Genomic DNA, 25,953 nt, shown 5'->3' on the forward strand with positions numbered 1-25,953 from the left:
TTGTTGTTAATTCAGAGACATTATATTAATAACAGAACCTGGCAACCTTAAAAAGTCCTGACTGGCAGGCACACGAAGATGAAGATTCAGTTTGAAATTAAGGAAAAATTGCCTGAGATTATTGCAGAAATAATGCATTCAGACAAATGGCAAACAAAAATCCTTGAAAAGATGCATGGACTGGAGCGGGTAACGATCAAGGACCCGAACTACGAGTCAGAAGCCTGTATTGAAATCTGGCAACATGAAATCCACATCCGGACAGCATGGTCCAATTACACCTATCGTATTTTTACGCGCGGAAATGCCGTCTGGTGTGAATACATCGGAGCCTATCGCGGTTTACTCGAACAGAAACTTTTGCCATCCCTCACTCCTAAAATGAATATTTTGGATTCGGAAGTCGTGGAAAGTTCATTAACCGGGAATAAGAGGCAGACTTTGCGTACTTATAGTTCGGAAAATTTGAAATTGAAGAACTTCCGTCGCGATAACTTCAAAGAGGAATATAATGTCACATCTCCGCAGGATCATCCGACAGTTGTATATGACGAATATATAAAGGAAGGGATGCCGATGCCTTCTCCCTATGGTGACGGCCGATAGAGTAAATAATAAAATAGAAAGAAGGGGCTGTGTCGAAATCTCCTTGTCCCCGCACTTGATGCGGGGTCGCAAAAGGACAGACCTTATCAATCAGATTTTTATAGGGCCGGTTTTAATGCGATCTCGCGTCAAGCGCGGGAACAGGATAGTTTCGACACACCCTCCTTCTCTTTTTGTGGTTATTTGTCACCCTTGACAATACCTGTGTCGGTATCCGTGTTATTGAGTTTTTTACTTCCACCTTTGTATTTGCGACCGAAATCGAAATTCCAGGAGAAAGTCAGCAATAGCATCCTGGAGGCAGATGTCGAAAGCGCCTGCGTGTTGTAGGAAGCAAACCGGTTCCTATTTTCCTCTTCCCGCTTGTATTCGGAAGAGAAAGGAAGCATGATACCGGCACCTGCCGTAAATTTGCCATGATTGTACCGAAGCATGAACAGGTGCATATTTTCACCTCCATTCAAGGTCTCGCCGACAAAATTGTCCCGGCGGCTTCCGATCTGGAACATGGCCATAAACTTCTTATACATCGCCATTACTGCCGCGCTGTAATACAGGTTCGTATATGTATGCCGGTATGTGTGGCCTTCACTGATGAAATGGTTGATGCCACCGGTCAGGTTAAACATCAGGATATTTTTGATCGGGCCGAAACGCACGTTCAGGTCTCCGCTGATCTTCTGCCAGCTTTTTTGGTTGGCGTATGTGCGGATAAACTTGTCGTTTTCCAAAAGTGTTTCTTCCATGATCATGTCCGGGCTGTAGCGATAATAGAAGTTAGCTCCTCCGGTAAAAATTCCTTTTTTATATTCGTAGTTCAGATACGTGTTGTAGTTCATGTGCGGAGTCAGATTGGGATTTCCACGTCTGATCTGCAAGGTGTCTACGATTTGCTCGATAGCGCTGAGTTCGGACAGGGACGGAGAGGCGTTTCCGGCACTTCCTCCTACACGGAGGAACATTCGGTCCGTCATGTTGTATTGCAAAGAGATTTTAGGATGGAATGAGTAGTATTGATAACTGTCTTCGCCTTGTTGCCTGAACCAGGAGCGGGCAACTCCCACACCTCCCATATAGCTGAGCTTTTTCACTTTTCCGCTGAATTCGGCAAAGAGGTAGGTTTCCGATTGCCTCATGTCTGTATTGCCACCGACTGTTCCGGTGTAAGTATTATCTGCCCATGCTTGTGAATGCTTGATTCCGCTACTCAAACGTCCGGCTTCGAACATTTTCTCATAAATACCTTCGCCGATCAAGGAATATTTCTTTCCGGCAACATAGGAGAGGACATCTGAAAGGGTTTGTCCGTCTTCTGTCTCGGTATAGAACCGGTCCATGTCTGTATTGATATAAGTTCCTACGACATTGGCTGTTATTGTCTGTTTGTTTTTCAGCGTGCGCATGTAATAGAGGTCGAGTGAGGGCAGATGGGAAGTGTTTTCCCCTCCGCTTCTGACATCGGTCAGCCGTTCCGGGGTACTCTTCTCGAATAGCGTATTATGCGCTTTCTTTGATTCTTTTGTCAGCGAATAGCGGAGTGTGGCGTTAAAATAGTATTTATCGGGATCGACCAAGCTGTAGTTGAGAGAGGTATTATGAGTCGTTTCGCCTACATATGTCGGGATTCCGGTCAGCACGCGCTGTATCTGGTTGCCGTTGTCGAAGATGTAACTTTCCACAGATTCTTTCGAAGCGTTGAAGTCACGGTAGCGTGTGGAATATTGCAGGCCGAATTCCGATTTTTTATGGTTCAGGCGGATGGCAACCTGGTCGTTTCCGAATGAAGTGACCGGAGAGTTCGAGAGATTCAGATTGACACTTCCTCCCGTCGTTTCACGTTTGACGATATAATCCAGTACGGCAGCGACATTTCCGTATCTGACACCCGGATTATCGTGGTATTCGACCCGGATGATATCTTTCGGAGACAACGCTTGCACGTCGATGGCTTCGACTTTGATACCGTTGATACAGAACTGGATATTACCTTCGTCAGCCTTGACTTCGTTGGTTATCGGATTGACTTGAAGCCTCGGCAGCATCATGCTGCCAAGCAAGTTGATACCGTTTGTGGAACTTAGTTTTTGCTGTTCGGTTGGAAAGGCGATCCGGCGGTCAGAGTAAGAACGTACGGCAGATGCCTTCACGGTTACTTCATTGATAGCATACGAGGAAGATTGGAGCGCTATCGTTCCGAGATCTATATTTTGGCTAAGTCCTTGGACGGAAATGACGGCAGTCTCGTATCCTAATGACGATATGGCAACTTGGTAGTCGCCTTGTTTTACCTGATCCAGTTTGAAACGGCCTTTCTCATCGCTGTTCGTACCTGTGATAAAAGTAGAGTCGGCTGAAGTCCGCAGTACAATATTTGCAAACTCAAGCGGCAAATTCTCGTCTCCGCTCTTTACGATCCCTTTGATTTGATGCGTTTGTTGTCCCAATATGCTTACAGGTAAGAGCATAAAAAGGGCTGTCATAATGATTTGTTTCATTATAAGAATGATTTAGTGATGTTATAAATAGAGTTTTATTTTTTTTCCCAGATTATTTTCCCATTCAGCCTGACTGCTTTTAAATCTATAAAATGAATGTGCAAGGACAGTTGTTCCGTGTCGTCCTCTTTTCCCATTTCTACAGCTTTTCCGATCTTGACCGTATCACCTTGTATAGAAATTTCCGGTAAATATTGCCGGGTGCCTGCATAATAGAGGTATGTGCGACGCTGTATCTCGATTTTATCTTCTTTAGGGAAATAAGAAGATTGCCTCGTATCTATATGAACGTTTTCCGGTTCGAGCTGAGGATTTTCGATATCGATAAAAGCCTGTTCCTTATAAATACCCGTATAAGCCTGATTCTTGCACGTTGATTCCTTCACTCCCCAGATAATAAACGGAAAGATATATAGTGCAACCATAAGATAGAGGAACAAGAGGTTACTTTTCTTCATGATTCTTTTTTTTATGTGGTTGATAAAAGGATGTATAGGCATTTGCTAATTCATCAAACCCGATATCTAATAATTGCATTTCTGCAAATACGGCAGGCAGTACTTCACTAATGAAGTGCTCGTGTCGCATTTTTCGGATCCGCTCTCCGGCATCGGAAGAGACGAAGTTTCCTATTCCCCGCTTGTTATAAATGATACCGTTCGCTTGCAAGCGTTCGAAAGAGCGCATGGCGGTATTGGGGTTGACTTCCATTTCCACTGCAATTTCCCGTACGGACGGAATACGAGTATCTGCCGGATATTCCTTGCTTAAGATACGGTCGCAAATCCTCTCGGCGATTTGAATGAATATAGACTGATTACTGTTGAAATTCATCGAGCTTCTTTTTCTTTAAGTTTAAGATAACCGATATACAATATAATGATAGTGGCAACAGTCATCGAGGCTGGATGATATCGTACCAGCCATTCCAGTGTATAGGAAAAAGGTGTCATTTCAAAAAAGGAGGATGCCTGATGCAAATTGTGAGTCAGCCTCCCTCCAAAGCAGCCTAAGAACAGATAAAAAGATGCCATAATTCCTATATATCCGCCTATCGTGACCAAAAAAGCATATTTACAAAACGAGAGATAGGCCAGGAACATGAGGGCGATCAGAAACATGGCGACAAAAGGGGATAACTTCCCTGTCAGCAGGCTGTTTCCTGTAATCGGATAGTTTAGCCCGAACAACAATGGGAAGTGCATGCAGCCTGTAAATAACAAGTATAGCAGCAAAAGCAGCAGAAACCCTTCCAACAGAATCACGACATATTTTTCAGATGTCCGCGCCGGTAGTGTCAGGTATGTGTTTTTATATTCATGCACTTTTCTTCCAACATACTGGCAAAAATAGGTCGAACAGGAAAACAACATCAACCAAAACAAAGAATATTGTATTTGTAACTTGCCCCGTTCCGTATCTTCCATATTCATGATGATAAACGCGACGCTGATGATAGCAGCAAAAGCTCCTAAAGCGTAATAAAGATAGATTTTATACTCTGTATAGTCTGCCTTTAACAGCAATTTGATTCTTTGAAAACTGAAATTATTCATACCGGTACCTTTTTGATGTAAACAAACTGCTTATTGCTTCCGGCTGTGAAATGGCCGCATTAAACAATAGCTCCAACGAGACAGGGGTCTCCTCATTCCTGCAATTTTTTCCTACACCTATCGTTCCTAATGGCGTAGATGTTCGGTAAAAGACTTTTTCATCCGGTTCTGTCTGACGAAAAAATAGTTTCTCACTGATTTCATCTAATGTGTTGTTTAAGATAATTTTCTTATCATTCAGTATTATAACCGCATCAATCAGGCTTTCCAGATCACGGATTTGGTGGGTGGAGATAATGACTGTCTGTTCCTCGCCTGCAAAAGAAACCAACAACTTCCGGAAGATTTCCTTTGAGGGAATGTCCAGCCCGTTGGTCGGTTCGTCCATCAAAAGTAACGGAGTATGGGTTGAAAAGGCCAGTGAGATGATCACTTTCTTTCTTTCCCCCTGAGATATCTGGTCCAACCGGGCGGAGCGGTCGATTTCGAATGATTCGAAGCAGGTCGTCAAGGTCTCGTTGCTGAAGGCGGGATAGAAGGGAGCATACATCCGGATATATTCGTTTATCTTTATCCCCGGCATCTTTTGCTCTTCCGGCATTAAAAATAACTTTTGCAAAAAGGATATATTCCGGCAAGATGGAACTTCACCGGAAACATTGCAAATACCTTTGTCTGGAAACAATTGTCCGCTTAAAATATTCAGTAAAGTAGTTTTTCCTTCACCGTTTTTACCTAAAAGTCCATAAATACGACCCGGAAGAATTTTTAGATTTATATTCTCCAGTATGGATTTATTGTGTTTATAAAATAAACTGACATCTTGTATTGTGATCATACACATCAAGTTTTTAAGTGTATTAGTATAATAGTACACTGCAAAGGTAAAGTAAACCATGAAATAAACAAGGAAAAAGATATTTATTTTTATGGATGTAAGTTTCGATTTAAACTACCAGATATTTTGGAAAAAGGAACAATAAAGCAATAAACTCTGGTTTATCGACAGATAAGTATATGTAAAATAATATTAATAATATGCTATAAAACATACTATTTTCGTTCTATATATGCAATAAAACATATAAAAAATCTTGCTCTTCGGTCTAAAAGTGTTATATCATTTGGCTAAATAGGGCTTTTGCCTGTATATTTGCAACCGTTAAGAACAAGAAAGCAATTCCTTAGCGAAGGTGAAGCTCTTGTTTACTTCCTGAAAATCAGGAGTCGGAGGCGAAGACTATTACACGATACTCCGATTAGGTTTAACATAAAAATGATGATATGAAAGTAAGAGCTTATGTTCTCTTTGTTGCGGTTGCACTGCTTGCAGTGTCTGCCGGAACTAAAAACGCAAAGCCGACAGTCGGTATTAACCCTGGCGACCTTGCTCCGAGAATAGAGTCTTTAGGAAACGAAAGCAATTTCAGTTTCCAAAATCATTCAGGACGTTACACATTGCTGAATTTCTGGGCAGCTTACGATGCTGAATCGCGGGCCCGTAACGTTCAATTATGGAATGAAGTCAACAAGTTGAGTTCAGACAAGATTGCGATGTATTCGATCTCTTTGGATGAGAAAGAATCCATTTTTACTGAAACAGTAAAAGCCGACAAGTTGGAGGGCACAAAGCAATTTCATGAAGAACTTGGCAGAAAGTCAGAATTGTTTGGGAAGTATAACCTGCAAAAGGGATTCCGTAACTTCCTGATTAACGACAAAGGGGTTATTATCGCCGCCAATGTAGCCCCGGAAGATCTGACGAAGGTATTGAAGAAGAGTTAATCAGTAGATTATTAGCAAAAAAGAGCTGTTCCTGTCAAAAGGGGCAGCTCTTTTTTATATATTCCCTTATTCCTTTATAGTATCTGCTTGATCATTTTCACCACTTTCGGGACAGCCGCTTGCACTACGGGAGTCAAATCCATTCCTACTTCGCTGATATCTTCAGCAGAGACAACGATCAGTTGTATATCCGGTAGCTTCTCTGTCAATATCATGGCATCGATCATGTCACGAAGGCCGATTTCATGCGCACTCATCAGAGGCGGAAAGTCTGTCGCATAGCGAGGGCGGATCAGGCGTATCGTTCCTGGAGGATTGTGATCGAGAGTTGCGTCGACCATGATGATCCGGTTATAATCTTGTATCCAGCTTATCAGATGCAGACCACCTGTACCACCGTCCATCAGGGATACATTAGGGGGGAGTTCTTCTTTTTCGAGTGCCTGTATTACATGGATGCCGACTCCTTCGTCCTTCAACAGCAGGTTGCCGACACCCAAAACCAATATATCCTTATTCATTTCTACGGGCAGATTTGGTGATTACTTCCGCATTTTCCGTTACCTCTTCTTTGTCTGCAATCTCTTCTTCGATGAATTTCCAGCCACCAATGATAGAGGAAGTCTCACCGCGTTGTTCAATATAGTCGTGGTAGAACACCAAATAAATATGCACGATGGCAAAAAGGATGAAGAACCACATCAGGAAATGGTGAATCTCGCGAGCAACCAAGTCGCCACCCATCAACGGAATGGTCCAGGCGAACAGTTGCGGAAAAACAGACTCACTCATTTTGGCATACAGGCCAAACCCCGTAATGGATTGCAACAGAAAAGCCCAGAACGTACCGAAATAAATAACACTTGCCAATGCATTATGCCCTATACTGTCCACAGGCTTATTTTTAATCATCAGGATATCCACCTTGATCACTTCGAGAATCTCTTTCCACTGCGACTTTTTCAGTGGGATGAAGTTATTCCAGCGCGCATACCGGTTCCCGACAAACCCCCAATACAGACGGAAGACAAAATTGAAGAAGAACACGAACGCCGCCACGAAATGGATAAAGCGCACCATGCCGAACCAGTAACTGAAGTTTGCCTCTGTCTCCGTCATAATAGCAGGAGGGTCGGCTATGATAAAACCGGTGATGCAGAGTATTACGATACAAAGTGCATTCAGCCAGTGATAGATACGCACGGGAAGCTCCCATACATAGACTTCTCTTAAACGTTTCTTACGACTTTTCATTGAGCTGCTTTTTAGAACGTGTCCATTTGATGCACATATTTTCCCTCTTCGTCATACAAGTGTACGGCACATGCCAGACAGGGATCAAACGAGTGAATAGTACGGAGGATTTCCAACGGCTGCTTCGGATCATGTATCGGCGTACCGATCAAAGATGATTCGTAAGCGGATAGTTTACCTATTTCGTCACGGGGAGAGGCATTCCAGGTAGTCGGTACGACCATTTGGTAATTCTTCACCTTGTTGTTTTCTATTACGATAAAATGAGCCAAAGCACCCCGAGGCGCTTCCGTCAGGCCAACGCCCTGGGCATGTTGCGGCCATGCTTCGCTCTCCCACATATAATGATTAACCATACGTGAGTCGCCGTTTTCGAGGTTCTTGATCAACCGGTCGTAAAACTCGAGCGCCCAATCGGCCGTAAGCTTCGTTTCCAGCCCACGGGCAGCTGTACGTCCGAGCGTGGAGAAAAGAGCTTCCAACGGCAGGTCAAGTTGCTTCAGCGTGTCGTCGATCAGTGATTTTTGCGGTTCCTTTCCGGCGGCATAAGCAACGATCATACGGGCGAGCGGTCCTACTTCCATTGGTTCCTCTTTCCATCGAGGTGTCTTGATCCAACTGTATTTATCTTCAACATTCAGATGTGTATAAGGAGGACGGGGACCTGTATAGTTCAGGTTCGTCTCGCCCTCGTACGGGTGCAGGCCGGCTTTATCGCCCTGTGTATAGTTGTACCAGGAATGGTAGATATACTCTTTTATTTCTTCCGGAGAGTTGGCATCGACAGGATGCACCTTCGACAGGTCTCGGTCCAGAACGATCCCGCGTGGCATCTTGTAGTTCTCCGTTTCCCCGTATTCGTACATAGGGAAATCCCCATAGGCGAGATAGTTTTTCACACCACCCCCTAATTTGCTCCATTCGTCCTTGTAGACATCAGCTATCATCAGCAGGTCGGGGATATACACCTGGTCGATAAAGGTTTTTGCCTCTTGCAACTTCTGTTTGACCAAAGCCAGACGCTCGGTGTTGATCGCATTGGCTTCGTTCAGGTCGATGCTGCACGGCATACCGCCAACTAAATAGTTTGGATGCGGGTTCTTCCCTCCGAATACAGCATGCACCTTGACTATTTCTTTCTGCCATTCGAGGGCTTCGAGGTAGTGGGCGACTGCGATCAGGTTTTGTTCGGGAGTCAACTTATAGGCTGGATGCCCCCAATAACCGTTGGCGAAGATTCCTAACTGTCCGCTTCCTACAAACTTATTGAGCCGTTCTTTCAACGCAGTGAAATAGCCAGTGGAGCTTTTCGGCCAAGGAGAGAGTTTCTGTGCAAGCAGCGAAGCCTCGGCGGGATCGGCTTTGAGGGCGGAAACGACATCCACCCAATCGAGCGCATGCAACTGGTAGAAATGGACGACATGATCGTGCATATACAATACGGCGGTCATGATGTTGCGTACCATCTGAGCATTGGGCGGGATGACGATATTGAACGCGTTCTCTACCGCCCGTACGGAGCAAAGCGAATGGATGGAGGTACACACTCCGCATACACGTCCGACGAAAACCCAGGCATCACGTGGGTCACGGTCTTTCACGATCGTTTCGATTCCGCGTACCATCGTGCCGGAGCTATATGCGTCTTTAATCTTTCCATTCTCTATATCGGCCTCGATCCGGAGGTGCCCTTCTATGCGGGTAAGCGGGTCTACTACTATTCTTTCTGACATAACTCTTGATAATTGAAGATTGAAAATTAGGAATAAGTTAGATGGTCGACTTGCTTTCGGGTTCGTCATTGTCGATCAGCTCTTTCTTGCGTATGTTGGTGGCTACGGCATGTACGGCGATACCAGCGACTGTGGCAGCACCGACAGCCAGGCCGATCTGGTCGGCAGTCGCTTCAATACCGAAACCGTGTACATCGGGCAGTCGCTTGTAAAAGGGACTCATATCCCAGAACCCCGCTTCACTACAGCCTAAGCAGGGATGCCCGCTCTGGATCGGATAACTGGTACTTTCGTTCCATTTGATGATACCGCAGGCATTGTAGGTGTTCGGCCCTTTACAGCCGACCTTATACAGACAGTAACCTCGTTTGGCATTTTCGTCGTCGAAACTTTCGACAAATAGGCCGGCATCGAAATTAGCACGGCGGTAACAGGTGTCGTGTACGCGGCGGCTATAGAACATCTTCGGACGTCCGAGAGCGTCGAGTTGAGGCATACGATCGTAGGTCAGCATATAGACGATGACGCCTGTCATGACATCGGCGATAGGAGGGCAGCCTTGCACGTTCATCAGTGGTTTACCTTTGATCAGCTTATGAATGGCTTTTGCCCCGGTAGGGTTCGGGTTGGCAGCCTGTATGCAGCCAGCAGAGGCACAGTTGCCCCACGCAATGATCGCTTTGGCACCTTCGGCACATTCCTCGACGATTTGCATAGCACTTTTTCCGCCGACACAGCAATAAGCTTCGTCTTTAGTCGGGATGGAACCTTCGATCATCAGGATGTATTCACCCCAATATTTCTTCATGGTCTCCTCCTTGCAAGCTTCGGCCTGGAAGCCGGAGGCCGCCATCAGCGTTTCCGTATAGTCAAGCGAGATATTATCGAACAGCAGGTTGCCTACCGTGGGATGATAAGAGCGGATGAACGATTCACTACAGCAGGTGCATTCCTGCAGGTGGAGCCAGATAACCGGAAGCCGAGGCTTTGTTTCCAATGCTTTTACTACTTGTGCCACACCACTTGATTCGAGTCCGATCAGGGCGGCAACAGTGGTACAGAATTTCAGGAAATCCCGGCGGGAGATGCCTTTCTGCAAGCATTCTTCGTAGATAGACGGTCTTTTATTTTCCATATCTTAGTCTTTTTGTTGATTCTTCTTTGTAAGTGAGGGTGTGTCGAAACTATCCTGTTTCCGCGCCCCTCGCGAGATCGCATTAAAACCAGCCCTATAAAAGTCTGATTGATAAGGTCTGTCCTTTTGCGGCCCCGCATCAAGTGGGGGACAAGGAGATTTTGACACACCTTCGTTCGATGGCATCTTTGTTAGCATATCCTCGGCAACTGTTCACCACTGAGCATATCGACAATCCTGTAATTACCATACAACGTTTTCATTTTAACCAATGTATGGTCTCTTTCCTGAATGCAGCCGATAACGGCGGCATTTTTTCCTTCCGGATAATTCCGCATGATAGCAAGCGCTTGTTCCGCCTTTTCTTCCGGTAGGATCACCAACACCAGTCCTTCGTTGGCGATATAAAGCGGATCGAGTCCTAAAATCTCCGAAGCGCCGCGCACGGCATCGGGAATCGGGAGCAGTGCCTCATCCAAGACTATCTCGACGCCGGCCACCTGTGCGATTTCATTCAACGTTCCGCTTATACCGCCTCGTGTCGGATCGCGCAGGACATGGACTTCCTCTATCTCTTGTAACAGCCCGCCAATCATATTGTTTAACGAAGCTGTATCACTTTTCAAGTCTGTTTCAAAACCCAGGCTTTCACGGGCGGAAAGGATGGTAATGCCATGCACGCCGATCAATCCACTACAAATGACTACATCACCGGGGTGAGCCTTGTCGGGGGCAATGTGAACACCTTCGGGAACGATGCCGATACCACTTGTATTAATGAAGAGTTTATCGCATTTGCCCCGTTCCACCACCTTCGTATCACCGGCGACAATCTGTACGCCCGCTCGTTCGGCTGCCGCTTTCATCGACAGAACGATACGCTGGAGATCGACAAAAGGCAATCCCTCTTCCAGTATGAAGCCGGCAGTCAGATAAAGCGGTCGGGCACCGCAGCAAGCCAGGTCGTTCACGGTCCCATTGACTGCCAAGTCCCCTATATCGCCACCGGGGAAAAAGATCGGGTCGACCACAAACGAATCGGTCGAGCAGGCCATCCGTCCGGCTTCTACCCGGAATACGCATCCGTCATGATCCTGTTCCAACAGGGAGTTGCGAAAAGCAGGATAGAAGATGTTACTTATCAGTTGGTGCGTCATTCGTCCGCCGCCACCGTGTGCCAATAGCACACAGTCGGAATCGGAGAAAGGAATGGGACAATTTGTCGTTTTCATATTCTGAATCTATTTATATCTATAATAAGCCGCGCAAACCCCTTCCGAAGAAACCATCGGCGCACCGACCGGATGGTCGGGTGTGCAGAGCGTTCCGAAAAAGGGACAGTCTTTCGTTTGTTTCGTTCCTCGCATAATATCACCAGCAATGCACTGTCCCTTTTCCACACCCGACGAGGTAGCCTCCAAACACTGTTTATGTGCCTTCGCGTCAAGCGCGGGGAGAAGGTGCGAGGCATCTTGCCGTGCAAATATCTCTTTTAGCCGTAATCCGCTTTGCGGAATAGTTCCGAGGCCTCGCCACTCCTGGTCGCAAAGTTCCAATGTCTCTTCCATCAGGGCACGGGCAGGCAGATTCCCTTCTTCGGGTACGACACGTTTATAAACGTTCTCTACCTTATATATACCAGCTTCCAGTTGAAGCAAACAACAGTAGATACCTAAAAGTAGATCGGCTGGCTCGAATCCAGTCACGACTATCGGTGTCTTATATTTCTCGGCGAGGTGACGATATGCCCCGTTTCCAGTGATGGCGCAAACATGTCCCGCCGCCAGGAAACCGTCGACACGCGATTCGGGATCGGATAGGATCGCCTCGATGGCAGGAGGTACAGTGAACAGAGAGGTATGCAGGTAGAAATTTTCCAACTTCCTCCGCGCAGCCTCTTTTAAAGCCATCATATGTACGGGAGCAGTCGTTTCAAAACCGATCGCAAAGAATACGATTTTCTTGTCAGGATGATCGGCAGCCAGGCTAACGGCATCCAATGGTGAATACAATATACGGATATCCGCCCCGCGTGCCTTGATCTGCAACAGATCTTCCCGGCTTCCCGGTACGCGCATCATATCACCGAAAGAAGCCAGTATGACATCCGGACGTTTAGCCAGTTCCAATGCGCGGTCGATGATTCCGACCGGAGTAACGCAAACCGGACAACCCGGTCCGTGAAGCAGCTTTACTTCCTCCGGCAACATCTCTTCCAGACGGTAACGTGCGATAGTATGCGTCTGTCCTCCGCATATCTCCATGATATGCCAGGGCCGTGTCACTACCTGCCGGATAGCCCGGACGAGCGACCGAACTTGTTCTTTGTCTCTGTATTCGTCTACGAAACGCATAGTTTCTCCAGATCTTTCAGTGTCTCTTCCGCTTCCTCCGCATTAATGACGGAGATAGCCATACCGGCATGGGCCAACACATAGTCGCCAATGGATACGTCGACCCACTGGACACATATACTCTTAACGATTCCGCTAAAATCCACTTTGGCCATTTTAAGCTCAGGGATGGAGTCATCGATGCTTACTATTCTTCCGGGTATTGCAAGACACATATTAGTAAAATCTTTGTTATATTTATCTAACTTCAAAAGTAAACAATATGTTCTGAAGAAATGTACGATAACATACATTTCTATTTATCTTTTGGATAGATATAATTTATAAAGGCCATAGAAAATTGCCATCCGGCATGTTTGCGTATTCTTATGAAAGGAATTACATTTGTCAAAACGTAAATGAGGAAGATGAAAGAGGAGGATGTTGTCATATCGGTCCTGACCGTCCAGGGGTTAGTCCAGGGAGTCGGCTTCCGCCCGTTTATCTATCGAATCGCCAGCGAAATGAATATCTGCGGGGAAGTAGACAACCGGAATAACGGGGTGTGTATCCGTGCGGTCCTTACCTCCGCGCAGCGAGAACTCTTCATCGAACGCATATATCGTGAACGTCCGAAAGTGGCCTCCATACACCGGATAACCATTTCGGAAAAGATAGAAGCAAAGAATCCATACACGGACTTTCGTATTACTCCCAGTCGGTCGGAATCGGACGAGGTGACGCAGGTTGCTCCTGATATTGCCGTCTGTTCCGAATGCTTACGTGACCGGAAGATGCAAGCGCATCGTTTGCAATATCCTTTTGTCAACTGTACGCATTGTGGACCTCGCTTTTCCATTATCCGTGATCTGCCTTATGATAGGGGCCAGACAACCATGTCGGCTTTCTCGATGTGTCCGTCCTGCCGGAAAGAATACACAACGGTCTGCGACCGGCGTTTTCATGCCGAGCCTGTTGCCTGTAACCATTGCGGTCCGTCTTATTACGCTTTATATAATAAGGTAAAGGTAACGAACTATCCGGAACTACTCGACCTTTCTTCCCGTTTGCTTCGTGAGGGTGAAGTGATTGCTACGAAAGGGATAGGAGGCTATCACCTAATATGCGATGCGAGGAATGAAAAGGCGGTTTCCCGGCTACGGGAGGTCAAGCAACGAGATGGCAAACCTTTTGCCGTACTGTTTCGGGATATAGAAAATATTCGCCGGTACGTTTCCTTGAATGAAGCGGAAGAAGAGTCTTTGCTTTCCTGGCGCCGCCCGATCGTTCTGTTGAAGCAACTCCGAGCATTGGCTCCGTCCGTCAACCCAGGAATGGAGACTTTGGGATGTATGCTTCCTTATATGCCGATCCATTCCGATTGGTTCGAACAGTTGGATACACCTGTATTGGTGATGACAAGCGGCAATATCAGCGAATGTCCGATAGCCATTACCCCCGAAGAAGCAGAAAAGCAACTGGCCGGCAAAGTTCCTCTCTTGCTCCATCATAACCGGGAGATCCATAACCGGGTAGACGACTCCGTGTTACAGATCTGCGGTGGTCAGCCCTGCCTGATACGTCGCTCGCGGGGATATGTGCCGGAACCATTCTTTGCTGACATTCCGGTTGAAGGAATCTTGGCTTTCGGGGCCGAGAAGGTAAATACGTTTGCTTTGGGGAAGGGAGAAACGATTCTGCAAAGCCAATATATCGGCGACCTAAAGAATTGGGAGACCTATCGATTCTATAAGGAGTCACTCGAACGTTTTCAGCATCTTTTCCGTTTCCGGCCGTCCCTTTTGGTCTGCGACCTGCATCCTGACTATCTTTCCTCCCGTGAAGCGGAACGTTATGCGTCGGATCTGCATCTCCCGTTATTGCATGTGCAACATCATCATGCGCACGCTGCCGCTTGTATGCTGGAATACGGGTTGGACGAGCCGGTGATCGCGCTTGTTTTAGATGGAACAGGATTGGGAGATGACGGCAAAGCCTGGGGCGGAGAGATTTTCCTCTGCGACCGCCGGGAATATAAACGACTTTCGCATCTGGAATACGTGCCGCTTCCTGGTGGGGATAAGGCTTCGACTGAGCCCTGGCGTATGGCGGTTGCTTACCTATGGCATTATTACGGAAATGAAATACCTTTTCCTACCGGTTTTAGGGAACGGATAGGGGAGGCGAAGATACAAATGCTTCTGAAGATGATGGAGAAAGGCATTAATACGCCTTATACATCCAGTGCGGGCCGGTTGTTCGATGCTGTCGCGTCTTTACTGGGTGTCTGTGATATCTCTACGCATCAGGCGGAAGCGCCTGTTAAGCTGGAACAACTGGCTTCCGATGAACATCAAAGCCGTTATTCTGTTTTAATAGAAAAGGAATTTATCTCCATGCGTCCCGTATTGGAGGGGATATTGGAGGACCTGGCAGCCGGAGTTCCGGTAGCCGAGCTGTCCGCTCGTTTCCATAATACGCTAGCATGGCTCTTGGTAGAGATGGCTAAACGGTACAGGAAGCAGACGGGAGCAGACAAAGTCGTGATCTCCGGTGGCTGTTTTCAGAACAAACGTCTGACGGAACAATTGCAGCGCATGTTTGCCGAAGCCGGTATCCCTCTGTTCGTATCGGGACGTATACCCTGCAACGACGGAGGTGTGGCGGTCGGACAACTGGCAATAGCGGCTTCCCAGAAGAGGCAGTTATAGTATGAATGCAAAACATATATGTTTTGAAAACGAATCATATATGTTTTGATTGCAAAACACCTATGTTTTAAATGAAGTAGTTATATCGTTAAAGTTATGCATGAATTATCGATTGCTCGAAGTATCGTTCAGCTATCCGAACAGCAAGCTCGAGAACATCATTCTTCGCAGATAGAAGAAGTGGAACTTGAGATAGGCCGTCTTGCCGGGGTGGAGCTGCAAACATTGGAGTTTGCGATGGAAAGTGCGGTGAAAGGCACTTTGCTCGAAAAGGCAAAGATAATCCGCCACTATATAGACGGAGAAGGACAGTGCAGTGATTGCGAAGCGGTCTTCCCTGTCGGGAATTTGTTTTCTCCCTGCCCCGATTGTGGCTCTTATCTGATAAATATTACAAAGGGGAGGGAACTTCGGATTAAATCAATTGTTATAAAATAAACACATAGCGGATTTGCAAATTTGAGCAAAGCGTAGCGAATTAGCTGAAATAGCGTTCGTTACGCTTTGTTTTTCTATTGGGCAGAGCCAACGGAATGCCACCTCGAAGCCAAACGGTGCAGAAGTTCAGTTACCACCTCATTACCCCCGTAATGGGTGCAGATTTCTTGCTAAGAGGTTCTTTTTCTGCGATTTGCGTAATTTTGCATAGCTGTCGGTAACTCACTATAAACTAATTTTGTAACCAAAAAAAGGAGTGAGTTATGCGAAGTACATTCAAGGTCTTATTTTACGTGAAGAAAGGCAGCGAGAAGCCTAACGGCAACCTGCCTCTGATGTGCCGCCTTACGGTGGACGGAGAGATTAAACAGTTCAGTTGCAAGATGGACATTCCCCTGCGGTTGTGGGACGTGAAGACGGGTCGTGCTTCGGGCAAGAGCGTCGAAGCGCAGAGAATCAACCTTGCGGTGGATAAAATCCGTGTGGAGGTAAACCGCCGCTATCAAGAACTGATGCAGACGGACGGGTATGTTACCGCCGCCAAGCTCAAAGATGCCTATCTCGGTATCGGCGTCAAGCAGGAAACCTTGCTGAAACTTTTCGAGCAGCACAACGCCGAGTTCGCCAAGAAGGTCGGGCACAGCAGGGCGCAGGGGACATTCCGACGCTATCAGACGGTCTGCAACCACATTCGGGAGTTTATGCCCCATACCTACAAGCGTGAGGATATTCCCCTAAAAGAGTTGAACCTCACATTCATCAACGACTTCGAGTATTTCCTGCGCACGGAGAAGAAATGCCGCACCAATACCGTGTGGGGCTACATGATTGTGCTGAAGCACATCGTTTCCATAGCGAGGAACGATGGGCGTCTGCCGTTCAATCCCTTTGCAGGGTACATCAACTCGCCCGAAAGCGTCGATAGGGGCTACCTTACCCAAAAGGAGATACAGACGCTCATGGACGCACCGATGAAGAACACCTACCATGAACTCGTACGGGACTTGTTCGTCTTTTCCGTGTTCACGGGTTTGGCGTATTCGGACGTGAAGAACCTCACCGCCGACCGCCTGCAAACATTCTTCGACGGCAACCTATGGATAATCACCCGACGGAAGAAAACCAATACCGAATCGAATATCCGTCTGTTGGACGTTCCCAAGCGTATCATCGAGAAATACAAGGGACTTGCAAGGGACGGTCATGTTTTTCCCGTTCCGAGCAACGGCAGTTGCAACAAGATACTCAAAGAGATAGGCAGACAATGCGGTTTCAAGGTGCGCTTGACCTATCATGTGGCACGCCACACGAACGCCACGACCGTGCTTCTGTCGCACGGCGTACCCATCGAAACCGTGAGCCGCCTATTGGGGCACACGAACATCAAGACCACGCAGATATACGCCAAAATCACCGCCCAGAAAATAAGCCAAGACATGGAAACCTTGTCGCACAAGCTGGAGGAAATGGAGAAGAATATCTGCCGAGCCATTTAGTCACCTTAAAACAGCATACCGATGAAAGAAGAAAGAAACATCATCACGATAGATGAATACGGCAATATCTCCCTGCCGACCGACATAGGCGCAACCGCCATGACCGAGTGGGAAATCTGCGAATTGTTCGGGGTTATCGCCCCGACGGTTCGGGCAGGGATAAAGGCATTCTGCAAGAGCGGAGTATTGAAAGAGTACGGCATCGAACGCCTTGTCCGCCTATCGGACAGAAGCAGCATAGAGGTTTACGACCTCGAAACGATAGCCGCCCTCGCTTTCCGCATCGAATCGTTCGGGGCGGCGAAAGTCCGCAAGCTATTATTAGATAGGATTATGAACGGGCGAAAAGAAAAAACGACGGTTATCGTGTCTGTCGTTGCCGACACCGAGCCGAGCCGCCGATGGATGGCGTAACGGTCTGTCGGTCGGGGTATCAGTCCGTAATACGGTCATACATTCATACGGTCATACCGTCACACGGACGGAAAGGGGCTGTTTCCCGACCGCAGGAAAGCGGAGCAGTCATTCCCGTTTACAAAGGCGAAGCAAGCACGGGGCTTTCCGTCGGCTGCAAGGTCGGGCGGCTACGCCGTTAGGGGAACAATCTCCACCCTCATGCTTCGGGTAGTATTCTTCCCCTAAACCTTGCATCCGACCGCCCCGTGCAGGGAAAGCCTTTGAAAACGGAAACGACCGCCCCGCCACCCACCACCGACCGAAAGGGAAAAATAATAAGGTGGGGTTATACGGGTAAGCAGGCGGCAGGGAGAGCCACCACAGAAAGACCGCCGACACGCCGCAGGGTATTTACGAAGAAAATACCGTAGCTTATTAGGGAATTTTCCGAGCCGCAATACTCCGTATCGCTGAAAATTCCCCAATAAGGCAAGGGGCAAGCCCCTCTGCACACCCCATCGGGGACGGCTCTTTGCCGCCCCCGAAGATACAAAGAATCATTGTTTCACAAGCTAAAAAAGAAAGGAAAAATATATGGGTTTCGTAGTATTGCACATGGAAAAGGCGCACGGTTCCGACAGCGGAACGACCGCCCACATCGAGCGTTTCATCATCCCGAAGAACGCAGACCCCACACGCACGCACCTGAACCGAAAACTCGTTGCTTACCCCGACGGAATTAAAGACCGTTCGGCGGCTATTCAGAGAAGATTAGAAGAAGCTGGGCTGACACGCAAAATCGGAAACAACCAAGTACGGGCAATCCGCATCAACGTGTCGGGAACGCACGAGGACATGGAACGCATCGAAAGGGAGGGGCGTTTGGACGAGTGGTGCGCCGACAATATGAAATACTTCGCCGACACGTTCGGAAAGGAGAACATCGTGGCGGCGCACCTGCATCGGGACGAGGAAACGCCCCACATACACGTTACGCTTGTCCCCATCGTCAAGGGAGAGCGCAAACGCAGGAAAAGGGAAGAGCAGACGAAGAAGCGATACCGCAAGAAGCCGACCGACACCGTAAGGCTGTGCGCAGACGATATTATGACACGGCTAAGGCTGAAATCCTACCAAGACACCTATGCCGAAGCGATGGCGAAATACGGGTTGCAAAGAGGCATAGACGGTTCAAAGGCACGGCACAAGTCCACGCAGCAATATTACAATGAAACGAAGAAACTCGCCGACAGCCTCAAAGCGGAGGTCGTGGATTTGCAGCGGCAGAAAGAAACGGCGCAGGAGGAACTAAGACGGACGAAAAAAGAGATACAGACCGAGAAGCTGAAAGGGGCAGCCACGACCGCAGCCGCCAACATCGCCGAGAGCGTCGGTTCTCTTTTCGGCAGTAACAAGGTCAAGACGCTGGAGAGGGAGAATACCGCCCTGCGTAGGGAGGTAGCCACCCACGGGGAAGCCATCGAAGCCCTGCAAGATAGAATACAGACCATGCAGGCAGACCACAGCAGACAAATGGCGGAGGTACAGCAGAAGCACCGCAGGGAGATAGCGGACAAGGAAGCGAAACACAAGCAGGAAATATCGTTTCTGAAAACGGTAATCGCAAGGGCGGCGGCATGGTTTCCCTATTTCCGTGAAATGCTCCGTATCGAAAACCTCTGCCGCCTTGTCGGGTTCAGCGACGGGCAGACGGCGACGCTCGTCAAGGGAAAGCCGTTGGAGTATGCAGGAGAACTCTACTCGGAGGAACACGGACGGAAATTCAAGACCGAAAAGGCTGGGATTCAAGTGGTGAAAGACCCCACGGACGGGACGAAACTGGTTCTTGCCATCGACCGAAAGCCCATTGCCGAGTGGTTCAAGGAGCAGTTCGACAAGCTAAGGCAGAGCATACACCGCCCCATACAGCCGCAAAAGAAAGGCAGGGGGATGAAGCTATAAATGTTAAATCCTGCCCGATTTGCCGAAAAAAGTGCGGTGCGCCGTTCGTGGTGTACCGCACTTTTTTTATATTTGTTCGCAAAGTGATATACTTTTAAGGAAAATAACAGTCGATTCCGCTGTTAGCATAACGTTATCTGCCGGAATGAATTAACAATAAAAAAGAAAATATTATGATTAGGTATATTGAGAAAGGCGACATATTTCGTATTGAAGGTGTGAGAAATTATGCTCACGGTTGTAATTGTGCCGGTGCTATGGGTAAAGGCATTGCCGTACAATTTAAGGACAAATATCCCGATATGTATCTTGAATATAAAAAGCTATGTAAAGATAAAGAGTTTTGTCCCGGTGATGTATTCGATTATAATTATGGCAATGGGCATGTATATAATCTTGGCACACAAGCGACGTGGAGAACACGGGCTAAAATAGAGTATATCGAAAAGTCATTAACAAAAATGCTTGATTGTGCTACTCGCAGTAATGTAACGGCAATAGCTTTGCCTGCAATCGGTGCAGGATTAGGAGGATTGAAATGGGATGATGTGAAAGCCGTTTTGGATAAAGTTTCAAACGATTATCCTAATATTGATTTGTATGTAGTTGAAACTTATCAAAACGAATAAAGGCAGATAACAAGCGAATCAATCTCCCCAAAGGTCGATTATCCGCTGAACATTACCAATTTAGAATAACGAAAATAAAATAAGCTATGTATAGGATCAAGACATCGGACTTACTTTCTGGAAAAGATATAGCTGAAGAATTGACAAGTATTGAAGTTGTCAAAAACATATCTGATGATTTGTGTGAAACTAAGCAACATTATCTTATGGCGGCTTTCTCATCGGGATATAAAATAGAGTTCTCTTTTGATAAAGAAAATAATATATGTCAATATATTATGGTTGAAGAATTTAACAAGAAAAGAGAGAAGCAGAATATCAATATTGAATTTGTTGACGATATATTCATTTTTGGACAATATATAGATGATGTAAAAGGCAAATTAAAGAATAATATCACAAAGAATGGTTCTATTAGAACTGGAAATATAGAGCTGTATTTTGAGGAAAACAAAGTTGATAGCTTATATTATTTCCCCAAACAAAACATTGGTAACAATCACCTTAACAGCTAAATGCTGTTAGCTGAAACGCATTAGCTATTAAGGAAATGATTGAAATTTACAACATAGAGAGTCTTGATGAACTGTCTGTTTATTTAAGTAAACAAGAACAGGAAATAGCCAGAAATTGGCTATTTAGCCAATTTGATAAGTTATACCATTACGCAAACATTAAAGAATGGAATGAACTTGTGAGAGTATGTGAGGCTCTAAAAATTATTGGCTGGGGAGATAGAGAACCTTTGGAAGCGAAAGCTCAACGCTGGATAAATGGTAGTTTCTATACTTCATTGATGAACCAATATTTTGAAATTAAGGATGAGCAAGGATGGAGTAAATTAAAAGATTCCTATGTTTTGGAAAATGGTAGTGATAAAACCTATTATACTGGTTATAAATTTCAGTCACAACGAAATTTATTGCCCAAATCACCTATTCGGTGGCAGAAGTCAGGGAACTATCAAAAATCAGTTCAACCGTTCTATGAAAGTCTTGATAGACTAAAAGATTTGGTCGTACATGAACTTCGACCGGAAGAATATGGCGATAGCTTTTCTTATCTTGGCATTTCAATGTTTTTCAGTCATCACGATGACGAAAATGAATCTGTCAGGTATGAATACTTTCATTCTCAAAATGAAGTACCAGAAGGATTTAATGGTAAATATTATATTCGTCCTAAGCATAGATGGGGGCGTTTGGTAAATCAAAACGGAGTGTATCATATAAAGGTCGAATGTCATTTTAGTCGTAAATTCGGTGAATTACCGTTGTTGGAGCAGAAGAAAATAATCATAAATGATTTCTTGTATTATATACAATATGTTTCTGATAAATTGCAGAAAAAGAAAATCGAATATGATTGCAACCTCTTGAAAAGCGATTTGGAACTAATTTTAATGAAATGGGAAGATAGCTAACAAATGAATAAACAGCTTAAAAAGACAGTTATTCACAACACCATTATCAACCCCGAAAAACTAAAACACAATGAATAGAATCTTAACACTATACCTCTTTTTATTGTTGTGCGGCACGGTTTCCGCACAACAAATAATGGAATGGAATGATTTGCAGATACTAACGGATAACGCACGGCGCACGGTCTATTATGAAAAAGGCAGCAAACATCCATTGCAGGGAGAATATCGTATTATACGAGGGCTTGACGAGGAGCGTGTTAAACTTTCCGATGGCATAATAGACGGCGATTATCGCCGCTATCGTGATGGGGTACTGCGTGAATCGGGCATATATGCCAAAGGCAAGCGTAACGGTACATTCACGGAGTATTACCAAGACGGCGTTACTCCCCGAAAGGAAACACCCATGCAGCAAGGCAAGATAGACGGAACGGTAAAAACCTATTTCCGTAACGGCAAAATAGAAACCGAAAAGGAGTATAGGCAGAGTGCGGAAAACGGACGTGAACGCCGTTTTGACAGCAAGACGGGTGAGCAGATTTTTGAATCCCATTATATAGACGGCAAAAAAGAGGGTGAGGAATGGGAAATCTTCGAGGATGGGCGCACACTTCGCAGCAGGACTACACGACACTACCGTAATGGAAAACTTGACGGCTCTTATCGTGTGGAATCGACAGAGGACGGCAAACCCTATATAACCATTGAGGGACAATATACCGACGGCGAGAAATCGGGACGCTGGAAGCAGTACAACGCTACCGATGACACAACCCGTGAATGGGATGAATGATTTTCTTTTTTTGCAAGTTGATTCTATAAAATTACCACCGATAATTCATACTTTCGGAAAAAGATATTATATTTGCAACTGAAAGAGTTATTTGACAGCATAGCAACGCAAAACGCTGAAATTCGCACGGTTGCTAAATCGTTACCTCTATTTCTCAAATAATTCGCTAAAAGTTTATTCTTCAATCGGTTAAGTCAAACCGATAAAAATCTAAAATAAAAAACAAACGCTTATGTGTGGAACTTGCGGATGCGGAGAGCATCATCATCACGATCATCATCATGACCATGAACACGAGCACGGACATGAACACCATCATCATCACGATGAAGGAAAAGTAATAACGTTGGAACAGGATATTCTCCAGCGTAACAATTTGTTGGCCGAACGTAACAGAGGCTATTTCGAGGCGAAACATATTTTCTGCCTGAATCTAATGAGTTCGCCAGGCTCCGGTAAGACGACGCTGTTGGAAGAAACGATACGTCGGTTGAGCTCCGGTGTGGTTCGCAGATTGCCCTCGCAAATCTGTGTCATTGAAGGAGACCAGCAGACCTCGAACGATGCCGACCGTATTGCCGCCCTTAATGTACCCGTTTTCCAGGTCAATACCGGAACCGGTTGTCATCTGGAGGCCGATATGGTGAATCATGCTGTCAAGCATCTGAATCCATCCGACGGCTCCATCCTGTTTGTGGAAAATGTCGGTAATCTTGTTTGTCCTGCCATGTTCGATTTGGGAGAAGCGAAGAAAGTCGTTATCGTCAGTACCACCGAAGGGGATGACAAGCCGCTGAAATATCCTCATATCTTCTTGGAGGCGGACATCTGTGTGATCAACAAAATCGATCTGGCACCTTATCTGGACACTGATGTGGAGACGTTGCGGAATAATGCTTTGAAGATAAACCATCACTTGCAAATATTCGAAGTGTCTGCGACAAAAGGCACGGGAATGGATGCCTGGTGCGATTGGCTGGTGGAAGAGTGTGCAAAATGTAAATAATTTACCCTGGATTTGATGGATAAACGGAGAAATAAACTATATTTGTTCCCATTCATTGAACCAAATTAATCAAAATGTCATGATTAACCGAGAATTAATTAATCCTCAGAGCATCGTAGTGGTGGGAGGATCCAATAATGTACATAAACCGGGTGGCCGTTTGGTCCGTAATCTGCTGGACGGAAAGTATAAAGGCGAACTATATGTCGTAAATGCCAAAGAAGACGATGTGCAGGGCCTGAAATCCTATCATTCGGTGCATGATATTCCAGAAACGGAACTGGCAATCATCTCTATTCCCGGTCCGGCTTGTCCGGAAGCGGTGGATGTGCTTGCCAAACAGAAAAATGTAAAGGCGTTCATTGTCATTTCGGCCGGTTTCGGAGAGGAAACGCATGAAGGAGCAATCCTAGAAGAACAGATGCTGAAGAGTATTAACGAAGCCGGTGCTTCATTGATCGGTCCGAATTGCATCGGTTTGATGAATATGAACTATCATGGTGTCTTTACCCAGCCGATTCCCGAATTTCATACAGACGGGGTCGATTTCGTTTCCAGTTCAGGTGGTACGGCTCTTTTCATTATCGAATCGGCATTGACAAAAGGACTTCGTTTCTCTTCGGTCTGGTCTGTCGGCAACTCCAAGCAGATCGGTGTGGAAGAGGTGATCGAATACATGGACCGCAACTTCGACCCGGTCCTTGACTCCAAAATAAAGATGCTTTATATCGAGCAGATCAAAAATCCGGATAAGCTCTTGTATCATGCTTCTTCCCTGATTCGCAAGGGGTGTCATATCGCAGCCATAAAGGCGGGTAGTACGGATGTCGGTAAACGGGCTGCATCTTCCCATACAGGAGCGATTGCCAGCTCGGATTCGGCAGTGGAAGCCCTGTTCCGCAAAGCTGGTATCGTGCGTTGTTTCAGCCGTGAAGAATTGACGACCGTTGCCAGTATCTTTACCCTGAAAGAAGTGAGAGGCAAGAACTGCGCGATTATCACGCATGCCGGAGGTCCAGCCGTAATGTTGGCGGATGCGCTGGAAAAGGGACGGCTGAACGTACCCAAGCTGGACGGTCCGCTTGCCGCAGAATTGAAATCCAAACTATATCCGGGAGCTGCTGTCGGCAATCCGATAGATATCATCGGTACAGGCACTCCCGAACATCTGGCTACCGCTATCGATTTTTGTGAAAACCGTTTTGAAGATATCGACCTGATGATGGTTATCTTCGGCAGTCCGGGATTGGTAAAACTATACGATACTTATGAAGTGCTCCATAAGAAAATGGAGGAATGCAAGAAACCGATTTTCCCGGTATTGCCATCCATCGTAACGGCGGGTCCGGAAGTGAAAAGCTTCGTAAAGAAAGGACATGTGAACTTTTCGGATGAAGTGACATTAGGAACAGCTCTCTCGCGGGTGCTCAATACGCCGAAGCCTATGAGTACGGATATCCAATTGTATGGTGTCGATGTTCCCGAAGTCCGCCGTATTATCGACCGGTTGCCGGGCAGCGGTTATTTGAATCCCGAAGAAGTTCGTACTTTGTTGAAAGCGGCCCAGATACCGTTAGTAGAAGAGTTTACGTCGACCGACCGTGACGAACTGGTCGCTTTTGCCAAGAAAGTTAAGTTCCCGGTTGTAGCCAAGGTTGTCGGTCCTATACATAAAAGCGATATGGGAGGTGTCGCTTTGAATATCCGCAGTGAGGAACATCTGATTTTCGAATATGAACGGATGATGCGTCTACCTGATGTGACGGCCGTCATGGTACAACCGATGTTGAAAGGGCAGGAGTTGTTCTTGGGGGCTAAGTATGAAGACCGTTTCGGCCATGTCGTGCTTTGCGGTCTGGGAGGTATTTTCGTCGAAGTGCTGAAAGACGTCTCTTACGGTCTGTCGCCTCTGTCGTATGACGAAACTTATTCCATGATCCGTTCCTTGCGCGGTTATCCTATTATAAAGGGAACACGTGGCCAGCGGGGAGTGGATGAACAGCAATATGCGGATATCATAGTCCGCCTGTCCACACTACTCCGTTTTGCATCCGAAATTAAGGAAATGGACATCAATCCTCTTGTCGCGACCGAACGAGGACTGTTCGCCGTAGATGCACGTATACGAATTGAAAAGTGATTAAATCTTGGATAATTCTCTGATATTAAATGTCCTGTATTCCGAAAGTCCTATAAAAA

General features: G+C 46.3%; 26 protein-coding genes. 14 read left to right on the plus strand and 12 right to left on the minus strand.

Going from position 1 to position 25,953, the window contains the following annotated elements; all coding sequences use genetic code 11:
• Positions 1–78: 78 nt before the first annotated feature.
• The gene (locus NQ564_RS06050) at positions 79–606 is read left to right on the plus strand and encodes a hypothetical protein (RefSeq protein WP_008148110.1); all 528 of its coding nucleotides are present in this window, start codon (positions 79–81) and stop codon (positions 604–606) included.
• Between the two features lie 179 nt (positions 607–785).
• On the opposite strand, the gene NQ564_RS06055 is transcribed toward NQ564_RS06050, so the two are convergent.
• The 5 genes from NQ564_RS06055 to NQ564_RS06075 are packed head-to-tail and all read right to left on the minus strand — an operon-like array spanning position 786 to position 5,555.
• Positions 786–3,101 (minus strand): TonB-dependent receptor, encoded by a 2,316-nt coding sequence (locus NQ564_RS06055; RefSeq protein ID WP_008148108.1) that lies wholly within the window; start codon positions 3,099–3,101, stop codon positions 786–788.
• Between the two features lie 35 nt (positions 3,102–3,136).
• A complete protein-coding gene (locus NQ564_RS06060; RefSeq protein WP_008148106.1) occupies positions 3,137–3,559 on the minus strand; it encodes a hypothetical protein in 423 nt (140 codons plus the stop codon).
• Complete coding sequence (locus tag NQ564_RS06065) at positions 3,546–3,935, minus strand: GntR family transcriptional regulator (protein WP_008148105.1); 390 nt, start codon at positions 3,933–3,935, stop codon at positions 3,546–3,548. Before NQ564_RS06065 ends, NQ564_RS06060 begins: the two co-directional genes overlap by 14 nt.
• Positions 3,932–4,657, minus strand: a complete 726-nt coding sequence (locus tag NQ564_RS06070; protein WP_008148103.1) for a hypothetical protein — start codon at positions 4,655–4,657, stop codon at positions 3,932–3,934. Before NQ564_RS06070 ends, NQ564_RS06065 begins: the two co-directional genes overlap by 4 nt.
• The gene (locus NQ564_RS06075) at positions 4,650–5,555 is read right to left on the minus strand and encodes an ABC transporter ATP-binding protein (protein WP_317127969.1); all 906 of its coding nucleotides are present in this window, start codon (positions 5,553–5,555) and stop codon (positions 4,650–4,652) included. Before NQ564_RS06075 ends, NQ564_RS06070 begins: the two co-directional genes overlap by 8 nt.
• 386 nt (positions 5,556–5,941) lie before the next feature.
• Between NQ564_RS06075 and NQ564_RS06080 the strand changes: the two genes are divergently transcribed.
• Positions 5,942–6,442 (plus strand): thioredoxin-like domain-containing protein, encoded by a 501-nt coding sequence (locus NQ564_RS06080; RefSeq protein ID WP_008148098.1) that lies wholly within the window; start codon positions 5,942–5,944, stop codon positions 6,440–6,442.
• Positions 6,443–6,516: 74 nt separating this feature from the next.
• On the opposite strand, the gene NQ564_RS06085 is transcribed toward NQ564_RS06080, so the two are convergent.
• The 7 genes from NQ564_RS06085 to NQ564_RS06115 all read right to left on the minus strand — a co-directional run bounded on the left by NQ564_RS06085 (position 6,517) and on the right by NQ564_RS06115 (position 13,133).
• The gene (locus NQ564_RS06085) at positions 6,517–6,963 is read right to left on the minus strand and encodes a hydrogenase maturation protease (protein WP_008148096.1); all 447 of its coding nucleotides are present in this window, start codon (positions 6,961–6,963) and stop codon (positions 6,517–6,519) included.
• A complete protein-coding gene (cybH, locus tag NQ564_RS06090; protein ID WP_008148095.1) occupies positions 6,956–7,696 on the minus strand; it encodes a Ni/Fe-hydrogenase, b-type cytochrome subunit in 741 nt (246 codons plus the stop codon). The genes NQ564_RS06085 and cybH overlap by 8 nt, the downstream gene beginning before the upstream one ends.
• An 11-nt stretch (positions 7,697–7,707) precedes the next feature.
• The gene (locus NQ564_RS06095; protein WP_021862410.1) at positions 7,708–9,429 is read right to left on the minus strand and encodes a nickel-dependent hydrogenase large subunit; all 1,722 of its coding nucleotides are present in this window, start codon (positions 9,427–9,429) and stop codon (positions 7,708–7,710) included.
• Positions 9,430–9,466: 37 nt separating this feature from the next.
• Positions 9,467–10,564 carry a hydrogenase small subunit gene (locus tag NQ564_RS06100; RefSeq protein ID WP_087375651.1) on the minus strand — a complete coding sequence of 366 codons (1,098 nt, stop codon included), beginning with the start codon at positions 10,562–10,564 and terminating at the stop codon, positions 9,467–9,469.
• Between the two features lie 191 nt (positions 10,565–10,755).
• Positions 10,756–11,796 carry a hydrogenase expression/formation protein HypE gene (hypE, locus tag NQ564_RS06105; protein ID WP_021862412.1) on the minus strand — a complete coding sequence of 347 codons (1,041 nt, stop codon included), beginning with the start codon at positions 11,794–11,796 and terminating at the stop codon, positions 10,756–10,758.
• Between the two features lie 9 nt (positions 11,797–11,805).
• Positions 11,806–12,918: a hydrogenase formation protein HypD gene (hypD, locus tag NQ564_RS06110; protein ID WP_008148086.1), complete on the minus strand. Its 1,113-nt coding sequence runs from the start codon at positions 12,916–12,918 to the stop codon at positions 11,806–11,808.
• Positions 12,906–13,133, minus strand: a complete 228-nt coding sequence (locus NQ564_RS06115; RefSeq protein ID WP_036608482.1) for a HypC/HybG/HupF family hydrogenase formation chaperone — start codon at positions 13,131–13,133, stop codon at positions 12,906–12,908. The genes hypD and NQ564_RS06115 overlap by 13 nt, the downstream gene beginning before the upstream one ends.
• A gap of 192 nt (positions 13,134–13,325) precedes the next feature.
• On the opposite strand from NQ564_RS06115, the gene hypF reads away from it, so the two are divergent.
• The 12 genes from hypF (at position 13,326) to NQ564_RS06175 (ending at position 25,894) form a co-directional block, all read left to right on the plus strand.
• A complete protein-coding gene (gene hypF, locus NQ564_RS06120; protein WP_081450202.1) occupies positions 13,326–15,608 on the plus strand; it encodes a carbamoyltransferase HypF in 2,283 nt (760 codons plus the stop codon).
• A gap of 96 nt (positions 15,609–15,704) precedes the next feature.
• Positions 15,705–16,046 (plus strand): hydrogenase maturation nickel metallochaperone HypA, encoded by a 342-nt coding sequence (gene hypA, locus NQ564_RS06125; protein ID WP_008148079.1) that lies wholly within the window; start codon positions 15,705–15,707, stop codon positions 16,044–16,046.
• 263 nt (positions 16,047–16,309) lie between these two features.
• Positions 16,310–17,542, plus strand: coding sequence for a site-specific integrase (locus NQ564_RS06130; RefSeq protein ID WP_227963230.1), 1,233 nt, complete (start codon positions 16,310–16,312; stop codon positions 17,540–17,542).
• A gap of 21 nt (positions 17,543–17,563) precedes the next feature.
• On the plus strand, positions 17,564–17,956 hold the full coding sequence (locus tag NQ564_RS06135) for a hypothetical protein (RefSeq protein ID WP_008148077.1): 393 nt from the start codon (positions 17,564–17,566) through the stop codon (positions 17,954–17,956).
• On the plus strand, positions 17,944–18,138 hold the full coding sequence (locus NQ564_RS06140; RefSeq protein WP_157632038.1) for a hypothetical protein: 195 nt from the start codon (positions 17,944–17,946) through the stop codon (positions 18,136–18,138). The genes NQ564_RS06135 and NQ564_RS06140 overlap by 13 nt, the downstream gene beginning before the upstream one ends.
• Positions 18,139–18,532: 394 nt before the next feature.
• Entirely contained in the window at positions 18,533–19,900 is a 1,368-nt protein-coding gene (gene mobV / locus NQ564_RS06145) for a MobV family relaxase (RefSeq protein WP_227963231.1), read from the plus strand.
• 173 nt (positions 19,901–20,073) lie between these two features.
• The gene (locus NQ564_RS06150) at positions 20,074–20,529 is read left to right on the plus strand and encodes a macro domain-containing protein (protein WP_008153420.1); all 456 of its coding nucleotides are present in this window, start codon (positions 20,074–20,076) and stop codon (positions 20,527–20,529) included.
• A gap of 86 nt (positions 20,530–20,615) precedes the next feature.
• On the plus strand, positions 20,616–21,044 hold the full coding sequence (locus tag NQ564_RS06155; RefSeq protein WP_008148072.1) for a hypothetical protein: 429 nt from the start codon (positions 20,616–20,618) through the stop codon (positions 21,042–21,044).
• Positions 21,045–21,079: 35 nt separating this feature from the next.
• A complete protein-coding gene (locus NQ564_RS06160; protein WP_008148071.1) occupies positions 21,080–21,952 on the plus strand; it encodes a hypothetical protein in 873 nt (290 codons plus the stop codon).
• A 70-nt stretch (positions 21,953–22,022) separates the two neighbouring features.
• Positions 22,023–22,748, plus strand: a complete 726-nt coding sequence (locus tag NQ564_RS06165) for a toxin-antitoxin system YwqK family antitoxin (RefSeq protein ID WP_008148070.1) — start codon at positions 22,023–22,025, stop codon at positions 22,746–22,748.
• Positions 22,749–22,980: 232 nt separating this feature from the next.
• Positions 22,981–23,754, plus strand: a complete 774-nt coding sequence (gene hypB, locus NQ564_RS06170) for a hydrogenase nickel incorporation protein HypB (protein WP_008157824.1) — start codon at positions 22,981–22,983, stop codon at positions 23,752–23,754.
• A 79-nt stretch (positions 23,755–23,833) separates the two neighbouring features.
• A complete protein-coding gene (locus NQ564_RS06175; RefSeq protein WP_008157823.1) occupies positions 23,834–25,894 on the plus strand; it encodes an acetate--CoA ligase family protein in 2,061 nt (686 codons plus the stop codon).
• Positions 25,895–25,953: the final 59 nt, after the last annotated feature.

It is taken from the genome of Parabacteroides johnsonii DSM 18315 (genome assembly GCF_025151045.1).
In the GTDB taxonomy this organism is placed as follows: Bacteria; Bacteroidota; Bacteroidia; order Bacteroidales; family Tannerellaceae; genus Parabacteroides; species Parabacteroides johnsonii.

What these genes read in the sequence shown, in the direction of transcription:
- NQ564_RS06050 (WP_008148110.1), top strand. Translation starts at nt 79, where the DNA reads ATGAAGATTCAGTTTGAAATTAAGGAAAAATTGCCTGAGATTATTGCA.
- NQ564_RS06055 (WP_008148108.1), bottom strand. Translation starts at nt 3,101, where the DNA reads ATGAAACAAATCATTATGACAGCCCTTTTTATGCTCTTACCTGTAAGC.
- NQ564_RS06060 (WP_008148106.1), bottom strand. Translation starts at nt 3,559, where the DNA reads ATGAAGAAAAGTAACCTCTTGTTCCTCTATCTTATGGTTGCACTATAT.
- NQ564_RS06065 (WP_008148105.1), bottom strand. Translation starts at nt 3,935, where the DNA reads ATGAATTTCAACAGTAATCAGTCTATATTCATTCAAATCGCCGAGAGG.
- NQ564_RS06070 (WP_008148103.1), bottom strand. Translation starts at nt 4,657, where the DNA reads ATGAATAATTTCAGTTTTCAAAGAATCAAATTGCTGTTAAAGGCAGAC.
- NQ564_RS06075 (WP_317127969.1), bottom strand. Translation starts at nt 5,555, where the DNA reads ATGGTTTACTTTACCTTTGCAGTGTACTATTATACTAATACACTTAAA.
- NQ564_RS06080 (WP_008148098.1), top strand. Translation starts at nt 5,942, where the DNA reads ATGAAAGTAAGAGCTTATGTTCTCTTTGTTGCGGTTGCACTGCTTGCA.
- NQ564_RS06085 (WP_008148096.1), bottom strand. Translation starts at nt 6,963, where the DNA reads ATGAATAAGGATATATTGGTTTTGGGTGTCGGCAACCTGCTGTTGAAG.
- cybH (WP_008148095.1), bottom strand. Translation starts at nt 7,696, where the DNA reads ATGAAAAGTCGTAAGAAACGTTTAAGAGAAGTCTATGTATGGGAGCTT.
- NQ564_RS06095 (WP_021862410.1), bottom strand. Translation starts at nt 9,429, where the DNA reads ATGTCAGAAAGAATAGTAGTAGACCCGCTTACCCGCATAGAAGGGCAC.
- NQ564_RS06100 (WP_087375651.1), bottom strand. Translation starts at nt 10,564, where the DNA reads ATGGAAAATAAAAGACCGTCTATCTACGAAGAATGCTTGCAGAAAGGC.
- hypE (WP_021862412.1), bottom strand. Translation starts at nt 11,796, where the DNA reads ATGAAAACGACAAATTGTCCCATTCCTTTCTCCGATTCCGACTGTGTG.
- hypD (WP_008148086.1), bottom strand. Translation starts at nt 12,918, where the DNA reads ATGCGTTTCGTAGACGAATACAGAGACAAAGAACAAGTTCGGTCGCTC.
- NQ564_RS06115 (WP_036608482.1), bottom strand. Translation starts at nt 13,133, where the DNA reads ATGTGTCTTGCAATACCCGGAAGAATAGTAAGCATCGATGACTCCATC.
- hypF (WP_081450202.1), top strand. Translation starts at nt 13,326, where the DNA reads ATGAAAGAGGAGGATGTTGTCATATCGGTCCTGACCGTCCAGGGGTTA.
- hypA (WP_008148079.1), top strand. Translation starts at nt 15,705, where the DNA reads ATGCATGAATTATCGATTGCTCGAAGTATCGTTCAGCTATCCGAACAG.
- NQ564_RS06130 (WP_227963230.1), top strand. Translation starts at nt 16,310, where the DNA reads ATGCGAAGTACATTCAAGGTCTTATTTTACGTGAAGAAAGGCAGCGAG.
- NQ564_RS06135 (WP_008148077.1), top strand. Translation starts at nt 17,564, where the DNA reads ATGAAAGAAGAAAGAAACATCATCACGATAGATGAATACGGCAATATC.
- NQ564_RS06140 (WP_157632038.1), top strand. Translation starts at nt 17,944, where the DNA reads ATGGATGGCGTAACGGTCTGTCGGTCGGGGTATCAGTCCGTAATACGG.
- mobV (WP_227963231.1), top strand. Translation starts at nt 18,533, where the DNA reads ATGGGTTTCGTAGTATTGCACATGGAAAAGGCGCACGGTTCCGACAGC.
- NQ564_RS06150 (WP_008153420.1), top strand. Translation starts at nt 20,074, where the DNA reads ATGATTAGGTATATTGAGAAAGGCGACATATTTCGTATTGAAGGTGTG.
- NQ564_RS06155 (WP_008148072.1), top strand. Translation starts at nt 20,616, where the DNA reads ATGTATAGGATCAAGACATCGGACTTACTTTCTGGAAAAGATATAGCT.
- NQ564_RS06160 (WP_008148071.1), top strand. Translation starts at nt 21,080, where the DNA reads ATGATTGAAATTTACAACATAGAGAGTCTTGATGAACTGTCTGTTTAT.
- NQ564_RS06165 (WP_008148070.1), top strand. Translation starts at nt 22,023, where the DNA reads ATGAATAGAATCTTAACACTATACCTCTTTTTATTGTTGTGCGGCACG.
- hypB (WP_008157824.1), top strand. Translation starts at nt 22,981, where the DNA reads ATGTGTGGAACTTGCGGATGCGGAGAGCATCATCATCACGATCATCAT.
- NQ564_RS06175 (WP_008157823.1), top strand. Translation starts at nt 23,834, where the DNA reads ATGATTAACCGAGAATTAATTAATCCTCAGAGCATCGTAGTGGTGGGA.